The 11,622-nt window shown below is 72.1% G+C and carries 10 protein-coding genes; 6 read left to right on the forward strand and 4 right to left on the reverse strand.

Annotation, left to right across the window (positions count from 1 at the left end; all coding sequences use genetic code 11):
* Positions 1 to 777, forward strand: coding sequence for an AIM24 family protein (locus ABD340_RS41825; RefSeq protein ID WP_344597530.1), 777 nt, complete (start codon positions 1 to 3; stop codon positions 775 to 777).
* Positions 778 to 835: 58 nt separating this feature from the next.
* Here the strand turns inward: ABD340_RS41825 and ABD340_RS41830 are convergent, their stop codons facing one another.
* Entirely contained in the window at positions 836 to 1,597 is a 762-nt protein-coding gene (locus tag ABD340_RS41830; protein WP_344596971.1) for a VOC family protein, read from the reverse strand.
* A gap of 383 nt (positions 1,598 to 1,980) precedes the next feature.
* Here ABD340_RS41830 and ABD340_RS41835 point away from each other — a divergent pair, with 383 nt between their 5' ends.
* Positions 1,981 to 3,579, forward strand: a complete 1,599-nt coding sequence (locus ABD340_RS41835; RefSeq protein WP_344596973.1) for an ABC-F family ATP-binding cassette domain-containing protein — start codon at positions 1,981 to 1,983, stop codon at positions 3,577 to 3,579.
* 116 nt (positions 3,580 to 3,695) lie between these two features.
* A complete protein-coding gene (locus ABD340_RS41840; RefSeq protein ID WP_012852589.1) occupies positions 3,696 to 3,908 on the forward strand; it encodes a helix-turn-helix domain-containing protein in 213 nt (70 codons plus the stop codon).
* A gap of 564 nt (positions 3,909 to 4,472) precedes the next feature.
* On the opposite strand, the gene ABD340_RS41845 is transcribed toward ABD340_RS41840, so the two are convergent.
* The gene (locus ABD340_RS41845; RefSeq protein ID WP_344596975.1) at positions 4,473 to 6,401 is read right to left on the reverse strand and encodes a Xaa-Pro dipeptidyl-peptidase; all 1,929 of its coding nucleotides are present in this window, start codon (positions 6,399 to 6,401) and stop codon (positions 4,473 to 4,475) included.
* Positions 6,402 to 6,663: 262 nt separating this feature from the next.
* Here ABD340_RS41845 and ABD340_RS41850 point away from each other — a divergent pair, with 262 nt between their 5' ends.
* Positions 6,664 to 8,676 (forward strand): ABC transporter ATP-binding protein, encoded by a 2,013-nt coding sequence (locus tag ABD340_RS41850; protein ID WP_344597531.1) that lies wholly within the window; start codon positions 6,664 to 6,666, stop codon positions 8,674 to 8,676.
* 215 nt (positions 8,677 to 8,891) lie between these two features.
* The gene (locus ABD340_RS41855; RefSeq protein ID WP_344596976.1) at positions 8,892 to 9,056 is read left to right on the forward strand and encodes a hypothetical protein; all 165 of its coding nucleotides are present in this window, start codon (positions 8,892 to 8,894) and stop codon (positions 9,054 to 9,056) included.
* A gap of 75 nt (positions 9,057 to 9,131) precedes the next feature.
* Here the strand turns inward: ABD340_RS41855 and ABD340_RS41860 are convergent, their stop codons facing one another.
* Entirely contained in the window at positions 9,132 to 10,256 is a 1,125-nt protein-coding gene (locus ABD340_RS41860) for a sulfotransferase family protein (RefSeq protein WP_344596978.1), read from the reverse strand.
* Between the two features lie 124 nt (positions 10,257 to 10,380).
* Here ABD340_RS41860 and ABD340_RS41865 point away from each other — a divergent pair, with 124 nt between their 5' ends.
* Entirely contained in the window at positions 10,381 to 11,145 is a 765-nt protein-coding gene (locus ABD340_RS41865; protein ID WP_344596980.1) for an SIR2 family NAD-dependent protein deacylase, read from the forward strand.
* Between the two features lie 234 nt (positions 11,146 to 11,379).
* Here ABD340_RS41865 and ABD340_RS41870 read toward each other — a convergent pair whose 3' ends face one another.
* On the reverse strand, positions 11,380 to 11,547 hold the full coding sequence (locus tag ABD340_RS41870) for a hypothetical protein (protein WP_344596981.1): 168 nt from the start codon (positions 11,545 to 11,547) through the stop codon (positions 11,380 to 11,382).
* Positions 11,548 to 11,622: the final 75 nt, after the last annotated feature.

Below are 11,622 nucleotides of genomic sequence, written 5' to 3' on the forward strand. Positions count from 1 at the left end.
ATGCCGCCGCCCGGGCCCGCACCTGCCCCGCCCGCCACGTTCAACGCGATGACGCTGCCGTCCAACGACAACGTCAACCCCTACTCCTTCAGCGTGGACCTCAACGGCCAGTGGTTCGCCCAGAAGGGCAAGATGATCGCCTACTACGGGCAGATCAGGTTCGAGGCGCTCTCGGCCGGCCCGCTGGACTCGCTGGTCGGCGCCACCTTCCACTCCCCGCTGTACGCGCACGACTGGATCGTCGCCCAGGGGCAGGGGAAGCTGGTGCTGGCCGACCGGGGCTTCGACGTCAACTCCTTCGACCTGGACGAGGGAAACCTGACCATCCGGGCCGGGAACCTGCTGGCCTTCGAGCCCGGCCTGGAGCTCAAGCAGTCGATCATCCCGGGGTTCCTCACCCTGATCGGCACCGGCCGGTTCGTGGCCGCCTCCAACGGCCCCGTGCACTTCGTCGAGCCGCCCATCCGGGTCGACCCGCAGGCGCTGCTCGGCTGGGCCGACTGCCCCTCGCCGTGCCACCACTACGACCACTCCTACATGAGGGGCGTGCTCGGCGCCGCACGCATGGTGTTCGGTATCGGGGGCACCTCGGGCGAGGAGCACCAGTTCGACTTCACCGGGCAGGGCACCGTCCTGATGCAGTCGTCGGAGGCCGTCACCAACGAGGACACGATGCTGCGCGACCTGGAGGGCCAGGTCGGCATGCTCGGCACCAACGGGCTGCAGCGGCTGCACCAGACGATCGGGCAGCGACTGGCCGCCGAACGCCAGGAGTGACCGGGCCGGAGCGGGCAGGGCGTATGCCCGCTCCGCTCCGGCCGCCGTGTCTCCACGGCTACATCTCGGCGGGCTTCATCAGCCGGAACTCCACCCCGAAGGGGTCGTTGACCGTGGCCATGCGGCCGTAGGGCGTGTCCTCGGGCTCGGCGAGGACCATACCGCCGTTCTCCCGCACCAGCTCCGCCGCCTCGTCGGTGTTCTCCACGTCGAAGTAGGTGTACCAGGCCGGCGAGGCGGTCCCTGGCACCCCCATGACCCCGCCGATGCCGTGCCCGTCGGGACGGTGCAGGACGATGTAGTCCATCTCGCCCTGGATCGGCTCCAGCGTGCAGTCGAACACCGACCGGTAGAAGTCGGCGGCTCGCCCCGAGTCCGGGGCCACCAGCTCGTTCCAGACGAACGAGCCGGGCTCGTTGACGATCCGGGAGCCGATGTGCGCGCGGCCCTCCCACAGGCCGAACTGGGCGCCCGACGCGTCCTTGAGGATGGCCATCCGGCCCTGGTCCATCACGTCCATCGGGGGCTCCACGACGCTGCCGCCCGCGTCGGTGACCCGCTTGACGGTGCCGTCGCAGTCGTCGGTGGCGAAGTAGACGCTCCACCAGTGGTCGGCGCCGGCGTCGGGGTTCTCCATCATCCCCGCCACGGGCTCGCCGCGCAGCAGGCAGGCGTGGTAGTGGCCCGCCTCGGCGCCGTAGTCCTGGAACTCCCAGCCGAACAGCCGGCCGTAGAACTCCGCTGCCTGCTGCAGATCGGGGATGCCGAGGTCGAGCCAGGTGGGCGTGCCCGTCGGCGGATTGCCGGTGAGAAGGGTCATCGGACGCACACTCCTTCGTGTGGTTGTTCGTGTGGTTGCGGTTCGCTCGTCGGATTCGTGTCCGTGCGGTGCTGCGGCGTGCCCCCCGGGGCGCGGCCGCGTCCTGTCGCCACCGCGCCGGCCCCTCGTCCGTACGGACGGGTCCGGGCGCGGCCGGGACCGGCCTCCGGCGTCACGTACACTGATCAGATGCTGTCGTTCCCGAGCTGACCGGTCCCAAGCGCGTCATGGTCACGGATCGTGACGCGCTCTTTCGCGTCCGTGCGATCTCGCTCGCCAGGGTCCCGCGCCGGGTCCCGCCCCCTTGCCGTTCCTCCGAGCCACACCCCCGTGCCAGTCGTCCGTGTCAGTCGTCGTGTCCTCCGTCAGGGGAAGCCCTCACCGTGATCATTGCCAACGACATCGAGCTGCGCGCCGGATCCCGGCTGCTGATCGAAGGCGCCACCTTCCGCGTCAACCCCGGCGACCGGGTGGGCTTCGTCGGCCGCAACGGCGCCGGCAAGACCACCCTCACCAAGGTCCTGGCCGGCGAGTCGCAGCCCGCCCAGGGGGCCGTCACCCGCTCGGGCACGGTCGGCTACCTGCCGCAGGACCCGCGTGGCGTCGACCTCGAGGAGCTGGCCCGCGACCGGATCCTGTCGGCGCGCGGCCTGGACGAGGTGATCCGCGAGCTGCGCGAGGCCGAGGAGCGGATGGCGACCGCGACCGACGGCGACCGCGACCGGGCCGTCCGCCGCTACGGGCGGCTCGAGGAGCGGCTGCACGTGCTCGGCGGCTACTCCGCCGAGGCCGAGGCCGCCTCGATCGCCTCCAGCCTGGGGCTGCCCGACCGGGTAATGGCCCAGCCCCTGGGGACCCTCTCCGGCGGGCAGCGGCGCCGGGTCGAGCTGGCCCGCATCCTGTTCTCCGACGCCGACACGCTGCTGCTGGACGAGCCCACCAACCACCTGGACGCCGACTCGATCGTCTGGCTGCGCGACTACCTCAAGTCCCACCAGAGCGGCCTGGTGGTGATCAGCCACGATGTGGAGCTGCTGGACGCGGTGGTCAACCGGGTCTTCCACCTGGACGCCAACCGCAGCGTGATCGACATCTACAACGTCGGCTGGAAGAAGTACCTCGGCCAGCGCGAGACCGACGAGCGGCGGCGAAAGCGCGAGTCGGCGAACGCCCAGCGGCAGGCGGACGCGCTGCTGTCGCAGGCGGACAAGATGCGGGCCAAGGCGACCAAGGCCAAGGCCGCCCAGCAGATGGACCGGCGCGCCCGGCAACTGCTGGCCGGGGTGGAGGGCGAGCGGCGGGCCGACAAGGTCGCCAAGATCCGCTTTCCCGATCCGGCGCCGTGCGGCAAGACCCCGCTCACCGCGGAGGGTTTGTCGAAATCGTACGGATCCTTGGAGATTTTCACCGATGTGGATCTGGCGGTCGACCGCGGCAGCCGGGTGGTCATCCTGGGGCTGAACGGCGCCGGGAAGACCACCCTGCTGCGGCTGCTGGCCGGCGTCGACAAAGCCGACACCGGCACGGTCGTGGCCGGACATGGCCTGCGCGTCGGCTACTACGCCCAGGAGCACGAGACCCTCGACGTCGACCGCTCGGTGCTGGAGAACATGCAGTCGGCCGCGCCCGGCCTGGCCCCGGTCGAGACCCGCAAGATCCTCGGCTCGTTCCTTTTCACCGGCGACGACGTCGACAAGCCCGCGGGCGTGCTCTCGGGCGGTGAGAAGACCCGGTTGGCGCTGGCCATGCTGGTGGTGTCCAGCGCGAACGTGCTGCTCCTGGACGAGCCGACCAACAACCTCGACCCGGCCAGCCGCGCCGAGATCCTGGCGGCGCTGCGCACCTTCACCGGCGCCATCGTCATGGTGACGCACGATGAGGGCGCGGTGGACGCGCTCCGACCGGAAAGAGTGATTTTGCTGCCAGATGGTGTAGAAGACATCTGGAGTGACGAGTTTGCCGATCTAGTGGCGCTTGCGTGACCTGCACGGCATCCCACGCAGATCTTTTCTGGTGGAGTGGGTAGCCGAACGCGCGGGAATGACTGATCATGGCGGGGGATAACGCAGCGGTCACCACATCACTACGGGAGGTACTCGTGGCCGAGACCCTTAAGAAGGGCACCCGCGTGACCGGTGCCGAGCGCGACAAGCTGGCGGCGGAACTCAAGAAGAGGTACGACTCCGGCGAGAGCATCCGCGCCCTGGCAGCCGCCACCGGCCGCTCGTACGGGTTCATCCACCGGATTCTCACCGAATCCGGCGTCAACCTGCGTGGTCGCGGTGGCGCGACCCGCGGCAAGAAGTCCTGAACGGAGGCCCACCACCCCCGATTGAGCGCACCGCCCGACCCGCCGCCCGGCCGAGCACGTTCGGCCGCGGCGGCGGGCGGGCCGGGGAGGACCGTTTCCCGTCTCCGCCGCGCGTCCGGTGCGTGCCGCACCCGGCGCGGCAGGCACGCGGCACGCGCGGAGGAGACGGCGGACGGGAAGGTCGTGGAGACACGACCGGAACCGGCCACGGCCGGGGAGGGGGAAGCCCGGGGCGACCCCCGGGAGCATGACCGGCGGGCCGGCCGGGGAGGGGCCGGCCCGGACGGCTGTGTTTTCGCAGTCCCGGCCCAGGGGCTCGCCTGGCGGCTCGCACCCTGACCGGGCCTGGGCGAGCGCGACATCGCTTCGCGATCTGGCCGGTGAGGCTCGCCTCCGGCATTGCCTCACCGGCCAGGTAACGCGCTCGCGCGTTACCTGGCCACTTCGAGACAGGCCCTAGCCCAGGGCCTCGCGGGCGCCTCCAGGCGAACGCCGTAGGTCGGCACTTTGAGCACGGCCCCCGGGCCGGAGGCCCCGGACGCGAGGGCCGTGCTCTTCAGATTCTCAGCCTCTCGGTTCCCAGCGCAGCGCTTCGCGGCCGCCGCGGGCGAGCGGGAGCCAGACTTTGCTGACGCCCGGCCGCAGTGACAGCCGGGTGCCCGCGGGGTAGCGCAGCGTGTGGTCGTAGTCGGTGGACAGGACGATCACGCCGAGCCGGTGGCCCGGCTTGACGACATAGTCGGTGGGCTCGAAGTCCCAGCGGAAGTCGTACATCTTCCCGGGCGTGACCGGCTCGGTGCGGGACGGGTCGCGCCGGTTGCGGGCGTCCAGCCAACCACGCGTGATGATCTTGAATGCGGCGGTCTCGGTCCGGTGCGCCTGCCGGGTCGTGCACCCGTCGTCGCCCGGGACGCCCTCGCCGAAGCAGACCCGCTCGCCGGTGTCGACGCGCGCGCCGGTCGGACGGGTGTCGGTCCCGTAGTCGACCAGCAGCGCCGTCAGGTACGGCGAGCGGCCGTCCAGGGACGCCCTGACGTCCGCCTTCGGGATGCCGTTGATCCGGACCGGCTCCTTGACCGCGGGGGTGAGGAAGGCCAGCCGGTTGGGGTCGGCCTGGTCCTCGTTCACCAGGAGCTGCTCGGCGGTGCGGGTCCGCCCGGCGTCGACCAGGGACTGCACGGCGCCCGGGCGCGGGCGCGGGGACAGGTCGCCGGGCTGGCCGGCGCCGGCGCCCGCGTTCAGGCTGAGCGGCACGTCGCGGGTGCCGGGGACGGGCCAGTCGCGCGCGGTCTCCCACTGCCCCGGCGCCCGCTCGATGTCGACGCGGGGCTCCTTGGTGATGCCGTTGTCGATGTTGTAGAGCCACCGGTCGAACCAGCGGTGGGTCTGCCGCAGCCACTCCTCCAGCCGCCAGCGGAACGGCGTGGCGTGGTTGGCCTGGTGGAGCCACAGCTTGCGCGGCACGCCCGCTTGCTTGAGGGCGTTCCACCACTGCACGGAGTTCTTGACCTTGACGTTCCAGTCGTTGAGACCGTGCACGACCATGACGGCCGCGCGGACCTTGCGGGCGTCGCGGACGTAGTCCCGCTCGGCCCAGACCCGGCTGTAGTCGCCGGTCACGCGGTCCTGGGTCGCCGTCAGCTCGTCGATGACCTTCTGGCAGACCTCCGGGTTCTGCCGGGTGAGCACGACCTTGGCGAGGATGTCGAGGTCCTCGCCCTGGAACCCGCCCGGCGCGACGACGCCGCCGTTGGCCCGGTAGTAGTCGTACCAGCTGGAGATGGCGGCGATCGGCACGATCGCCTTCAGCCCCTCGACGCCGGTCGCGGCCGCCATGTTCGGCAGGGTGCCGTTGTACGACTGGCCGATCATGCCGACGTTGCCGGTGGACCAGCCGGCCTTGACGGGGGAGCCGTCCGGGGCCCAGCCGCGGGCGCGGCCGTTCAGCCAGTCGACCGCGGCCTTGGTGCCGAGCTGCTCGGCGCGGTCCCCGGAGGTCGGGCAGCCGGTCGAGCCGCCGGTGCCGATGCTGTCGAGGTTGGCGATCGCGTAGCCGCGCGGCAGGAAGTAGTTGTCGTAGTAGCCGGGGAAGATCTCGGCCAGGTTCCGCTTGGCGGCGGCGCCCTTCTTCGCCTGCGCGCCGTCGACGTCCACCGGGTAGAGCGGGATGTCGTGGGTGCCGGCCCAGTACGGGCTGGGCTCCAGGATGGTCGGCACCTTGAGGCCCTGGTCGGTCTCCTTGGGCCGCATGATCCGCATCCGCACCCGGTCGCGGACGCCGTCCCGGTCGCTGTCGACGGCGGTCTCGATGTCGACGGTCTGGGTGACCGCCTCGGCGCGGGAGAAGACGGGCCTTGTCTCGCCGTTCTCCACCTTGATCCTGGGCGGTGCCGCGGGTGCGGGCGCGGCCCCGGCGGGCGGCGCGGTCGTGGCGAGCAGCGCGGCGACGAGGGTGATCACGCCGGCGCCGCCTCGCATGAGGCGTCGGGTCACGGGGGCTCCTGGGGGTGATGAGCCTGACGATGTTGATCACTTTTATCCCGCCGGGCCGGAGGCGTCCAGCACGGCGCCCGGTATCGGCCGTGTCGAGGCGGGAGTTACGCCGTGAGCGGAGCCGGGAAGCCCGCGCGGCACGCGGGCGTTCTAGGGCGCGGACGCTGAGAGGCTTACTTGATTACGCGTCTCTCCGCGCGGACCGGTTCCGGGTGGGCCGGTGCGGGCGGTGTCGAAGAGATCTCGGAGGCTGCAAGTGGGGATGCCGGGGACGCCGGGCAACGGCTGGCAAGTGATGGCCTCGTTCCGCCGCGACGGATCGGTCACCCAGCAGCGGCTGAAGCCCGGCACCGTCAAGCGGATCGCGGGGTACGCCCGCCCGTACACGCGCGAGCTGGTGCTGTTCCTGGCGCTGAACGCGCTCGGTGCCGTGATCGTGGTCGCCAACCCGCTGCTGCTCAAGGCGATCATCGACCGCGGGATCGTGCCCGCGCGGCACGACCTGGTGATCTGGCTGGCGGTGGCGGTGGCCGGGCTGGCGCTGCTGGAGGCCGTGCTCGGGCTGGCGCAGCGCTGGTACTCGGCGCGGGTCGGCGAGGGCCTGATCTACGACCTGCGCACCCAGGTGTTCGGGCACGTGCAGCGGCAGCCGGTCGCGTTCTTCATGCGGGCGCAGACCGGCTCGCTGGTCAGCCGGCTCAACAACGACGTGATCGGCGCCCAGCGCGCCCTCACCACCACGCTGTCCTCGGTGGTCTCCAACGTGATCAGCCTGATCCTGGTGCTGATCACCATGCTGGTGCTGTCCTGGCAGGTCACGCTGATCGCGCTGGTGCTGCTCCCGGTGTTCATCCTCCCGGCCAAGTGGGTCGGCAAGCGGCTGTCCGGCATCAGCCGCGAGCAGATGAAGCTGGACGCCGAGATGAGCTCGCTCATGACCGAGCGCTTCAACGTGGCCGGCGCGATGCTCGCCAAGCTGTACGGCCGTCCCGCCGAGGAGGAGGAGAACTTCTCCCACCGCGCCGCCAGGGTCCGCGACATCGGCGTGGTCGCGGCGATGTACGGCCGGGTGTTCTTCACCGCCCTCACCCTGGTCGCGGCGCTGGCCACGGCCATGGTGTACGGCGTCGGCGGCTTCCTGGTCGTGGACGGCGCGTTCCAGCTCGGCACCCTGGTGGCCCTGGCCACCCTCCTGACCCGGATGTACGGCCCGCTGACCGCGCTGTCCAACGTCCATGTCGACGTGATGACCGCGCTGGTGAGCTTCGACCGGGTGTTCGAGGTGCTCGACCTCAAGCCGCTGATCGCCGACCGGGACGACGCCCGCGTCCTGGGCGGCGACGGCGCCGCCTCGCCGGGCGGGGTGCCGGCGGCACCCGTGAACCTGGGCAAGGGGAGCGCCGCGGCGAGGCACAAGGCGCCGTCGGTGGAGTTCGACGACGTCGCCTTCGCCTACCCGTCCGCGGAGGAGGTGTCGCTGGCCTCGCTGGAGTCGATCGCCCGTGCCGACACCGCGCCGAGCCGCGAGGTGCTGCACGGGGTGTCGTTCACGGCCGAGCCCGGCCGGCTGGTGGCGCTGGTGGGCCCGTCGGGGGCGGGCAAGTCCACCATCACGCACCTGGTCTCCCGCCTGTACGACGTGACCGGCGGCGCGGTGCGGATCGGCGGGCAGGACGTCCGCGAGGTGACCCTGGAGTCGCTGCGTTCCCAGATCGGCGTGGTCAGCCAGGAGGCGCACCTGTTCCACGACACCATCCGGGTCAACATGCGCTACGCCCGTCCGGACGCGACCGACGAGGAGATCACGGCCGCGCTGGACGCCGCGCACATCGGCGAGCTGATCAGGGAGATGCCCGAGGGGCTGGACACGGTCGTCGGCGACCGCGGCTACCGGCTGTCGGGCGGCGAGAAGCAGCGGCTGGCGATCGCCCGGCTGCTGCTGAAGGCGCCGTCGGTGGTGGTGCTGGACGAGGCCACCGCGCATCTGGACTCCGAGTCCGAGGCCGCCGTCCAGCGGGCGCTGCGCACCGCGCTCGCGGGCCGCACCTCACTGGTGATCGCGCACCGGCTGTCGACGATCCGGGAGGCCGACCAGATCCTGGTGATCGAGGACGGCCGGGTGGCCGAGCGCGGGCGGCACGAGGAGCTGCTGCTCCAGGGCGGGCTGTACGCCGAGCTCTACCGCACCCAGTTCGCCCACCAGGCCGGCGGCGCGGCCGCGAGCGGTGACGGGAACGGCGACGGCCGGCGGGGTTCACTGCTTTCCCAGGAGTGAACACCGGTTTCCCGGGAATCACCCGTATCCGCGCGCAGGATGCGGTTTCCTTGTCTTTCTTTCGCCGCGCCGGGACGGAAACCCGACGGCCATCTGCGCGCGTCACAGTCAACGTGAGAGCCGATGGCGCGCGGCGTCCGCCCGATCCGCGCGGCGCGGATCGGCGTGCGGCGTCCCCCATGCGGCGTCGCACGGACACGAAGAGGAGCAGCAAGGTGCGTTTGATGATCGGCCCGGTGCCCAGCCCGGCACGGGTGACCAAGAGCGGCCCGGCGCGCTACACGGTTCTGCTGGTGGGGCTGGGCGCGGCGGGGGTGGCCATCGGATGGCTCGGCCCCCGGTTCCCGGCCTCCCCGGCCGGGCTGCTGCGCCGGCGCTGACCGGCCGAGAGCCGAGAGGCGCCGCCCGCCGGCCCTCGCCCGAGGGCCGGCCCGGGCCCCGACCGGGCCCGCCGGTCAGCCGCCGGTGCTGAGCGGGTAGCCGAGACGGCTCAGCTCGGTACCGGCGATCCGTTCCACCTGGGCGAGCTGGCGCGGGGTGAGCCGCTCCCGCCAGCCGCCGATCCGGGCGTCGCCGCCGTCCCGGTCGTTCCTGCGGCCCTCGCCGCGGCGCCGGTCGCCGCGCCGCCCGTCGCCCTTGCGGAGCTCGCCCTGCCGCGGCTCGCCCCTGCGCAGCTCGGCGCGGCGCGGCTCGGCACGGCGCATCTCGCCTCTGCGCATCTCGCCTCTGCGCATCTCGCCTCTGCGCGGCTCGGCGCGCCCCTCGGCCTCGCGGACCAGGTTGGTGAGCGCGAGCTTGGAGAGCTGCGACCCCAGATACTCCGAGACCTCGTCGGAGACCTGGCCGGGTCGCCGCACCAGATCCTCGAACCGGACGGTCATCAGCTGCTCCTCGGGCGTCTGGGCCCGCAGTTTCGCGCTGAGCCGCACGGAGCCGCGCCACCGCAGCGCGCATTTGACCGCGGCGGCCGCGCGCGGCCAGCGGGTGCGCTCCACGACCTCCTCCACGCCCAGGAACGGGTTGGGGAACACCTCGTCCAGGTTGGTCAGGCCCGGTTTGAACCAGGCCAGGCAGCGCTCGTCGTCGAGCATGTCGGCGACCACGTCCCGGCCGTCCCTGATCACCTGGAGCAGCTGGGCGTCGGGGAAGGCGTCCAGCAGCACGTCGGCGCTGTAGAGCAGGTCGGGGGAGGCGTCGGCGAAGCGGTCGACGCCGCGCGGCTCCACGCACGGGCCGGTGTCGGCCTCGGCGGACTCGGGCAGCCGGCGCAGCCCCGCGGCTTCCCAGCACTCGGCGGGGCATTCCGCGCAGCCGCGCCCGGAGATCTGCCACGCCTCGGCGTAGGCGTCGCGGAGCACCCGGGCGGCGCCCCGGCCGCGGTCGGTCGCGATCGAGGGCCGCCGCGCGAACGCGTAGGTCACCCGGAGCACGCCGGGCCGCCCGACCGTCAGATGGAACCCGGCCGAGCGCTTCACGGCACGGGCCAGCAGGTCGGCACCGGAATGCGGGGAGCCCAGAACGAACACCGGGCGCCGGACCTTGGTCCCGTTGATCACCAGGATGTGCGGCGTTGCCTTCATACCACCGCCCAGTCTCTCACTTCGGCGAGGGTGGGACTCCCCGGCGACCCAGTCCCCTGTGACTGCCCGTAGCCTGCCAGAATAATCAGTCCAGAATGGGGCGTTCCGGTCTTAGCCTGTGACCATGAGCGTGACGACGCTGGCCGGCTGGCTGCCGGACTCGGGCATGATCACCGTACTCACCGGGGCCGGCATCAGCACCGACAGCGGAATCCCCGACTTTCGCGGCCCGCAGGGCGTGTGGACCAAGGACCCGTCCGCCGCGGCGATCTCCACGATCGACGCGTACCTGGCCGATGCCGACGTCAGGCGGCGCGCCTGGCGGTCCCGCCGCGACCACCCGGCCTGGGCCGCCGAGCCCAACGCCGCGCACGCCGCCCTGGTCGAGCTGGAGCGCGCCGGCCGGCTGCGCGCGCTGATCACGCAGAACATCGACGGCCTCCACCAGCGCGCCGGATCCGGCGCCGGCGCGGTGATCGAGATCCACGGCACCATGCGCGAGGCCGAGTGCCTGGCGTGCGGGCTGCGCACGCCGATGCCCGAGGTGCTCGCGCGGGTGGACGCGGGCGAGGAGGATCCGCCCTGCCCCGAGTGCGGCGGCATCCAGAAGTCGGCGACGATCTCGTTCGGGCAGGCGCTCAAGGAGGACGTCCTGGACGCCGCGATCCGGGCCTCCCGCGCGTGCGGGTTGTTCCTGGCCGTGGGCACCTCGCTGACCGTCCAGCCGGCCGCCGGACTGTGCCTGGAGGCGGTGGAGCGCGGCGCCCGGCTGGTGATCGTCAATGCCGAGCCGACGCCGTACGACGAGCTGGCCGACGCGGTGCTGCGCCGGCCGATCGGCGAGACGCTGCCCCGGCTGGTCGGGCTGGCGCTGGGTTCGCGCACGTGACGGGCCTGCCGGGCCGCCCGTCGGCCCTGTCGGACACCGTGTTGACCGCCGCGTCGAGTACCGCGTTGAACCCGCGCCGCCCGCAGGCCGTACAGCACGTTGTGTCTCTGGGCGGAACGTCGGGCGTGTCCATCGCCGGGCGTTCCGGGGCGGGATCGGTGCGGTGGAGGTAACGGTTTGTTGGCGGGTCGTGACCGGCGCCCTCTTCCCCTCCGGCCTCAATCCTGACAAGCTCTATCCGTTGCGGAGCGAGGAGGGATCGGGTTGGTGAGCGGGGTCGCCCGCGCGGGGGCAGAGGACGACCGCCGGAGCGTGTCCGACCGGCCACTTGACCGTACCGCCGATCGCCTGTCCGGATCGGCCGGCGAGCGCGACGGCGAACCGGGCCGTGATCCTGTTCATGATCCGGCTCATCGGCCGGAGGCCGGAACCGGTCCCGGACGTCGCCGGTTCGCCCGGCTGAGACCGGGCGACCGG

This window comes from Actinomadura vinacea (genome assembly GCF_039532545.1).
Taxonomy (GTDB): Bacteria; Actinomycetota; Actinomycetes; order Streptosporangiales; family Streptosporangiaceae; genus Spirillospora; species Spirillospora vinacea.

What these genes read in the sequence shown, in the direction of transcription:
- ABD340_RS41850 (WP_344597531.1), top strand. Translation starts at nt 6,664, where the DNA reads ATGCCGGGGACGCCGGGCAACGGCTGGCAAGTGATGGCCTCGTTCCGC.
- ABD340_RS41830 (WP_344596971.1), bottom strand. Translation starts at nt 1,597, where the DNA reads ATGACCCTTCTCACCGGCAATCCGCCGACGGGCACGCCCACCTGGCTC.
- ABD340_RS41865 (WP_344596980.1), top strand. Translation starts at nt 10,381, where the DNA reads ATGAGCGTGACGACGCTGGCCGGCTGGCTGCCGGACTCGGGCATGATC.
- ABD340_RS41860 (WP_344596978.1), bottom strand. Translation starts at nt 10,256, where the DNA reads ATGAAGGCAACGCCGCACATCCTGGTGATCAACGGGACCAAGGTCCGG.
- ABD340_RS41870 (WP_344596981.1), bottom strand. Translation starts at nt 11,547, where the DNA reads ATGAACAGGATCACGGCCCGGTTCGCCGTCGCGCTCGCCGGCCGATCC.
- ABD340_RS41825 (WP_344597530.1), top strand. Translation starts at nt 1, where the DNA reads ATGCCGCCGCCCGGGCCCGCACCTGCCCCGCCCGCCACGTTCAACGCG.